At 70.4% G+C, this 678-nt stretch carries 1 protein-coding gene; it reads right to left on the bottom strand.

All coding sequences use genetic code 11. The annotated features are described in order from the left end of the window. Nucleotides 1–678, bottom strand: a 678-nt coding sequence (locus tag BN1127_RS07395; protein WP_042649023.1) for an amidohydrolase family protein, incomplete at both ends; no start/stop codon positions are given.

The following is a 678-nucleotide window of genomic DNA, read 5'->3' as shown; positions in this document are numbered from 1 at the left end:
GCTGGCAATCTGGCCGCAGCGCATCTCCACAAGGCGCCCCTCACCGTCAAATCGTGGCAGGCTGGCGTTGGCATCCGAGCTGAAGCTGATGCGATCGGCGGGCACGCCGGCCGCCAGCAGCGCCACCAGCGCCTCTGCCGCCAGTTGCTCGCCATCGTCCAGCAGCTCGGGGAAGCTCGAGGTGGTGAGATCGATCCAGCCCCCCGCCCTGCCCCAGTCGATGGCCTCGGCAAAGAGCCAGGGGTTGCGGTTGCAGTGGGTGGGATAGAGTTGGCGCAGGGGGATGTCGGTGCCATCGCGCAGGGCCCGCAGCGGTGCCAGGGCCCCGCGGCCGTCCCCGACGTGGAAGAAGCCGACCCCGCTCTTGCCCGCGAGCAGCCCGGCCACCCGCGCCTCGCTCACCAGCCGCGCCAGCTCATCCCGGGTAGGTGCGCTGGATCTGTGATCGCTGATGGCCAGCTCCCCCACCCCCAGCACCTCGGGGATCAGCATGATGTCCGACTCCACCTTGCCGGTGAGGGTCTTGACCGGCAGGTGATAGGAGCCGGTATACATGTAAGCGCTCACCCCGGCGGCGCGAAACTCGCGCACCTTGCCGAGCACCTGGGCCGGGGTGCGGGTCAGGCTGTCGGTGCCGAGCGCCGCCACCAGCGTGGTGACCCCGGCCCAGGTGCTCGG

It is taken from the genome of Aeromonas media (assembly GCF_000819985.1).
In the GTDB taxonomy this organism is placed as follows: Bacteria; Pseudomonadota; Gammaproteobacteria; order Enterobacterales; family Aeromonadaceae; genus Aeromonas; species Aeromonas media.
Note: the sequence above shows the minus strand (reverse complement) of the source record. Positions and strands in the feature narration are given on the sequence as shown.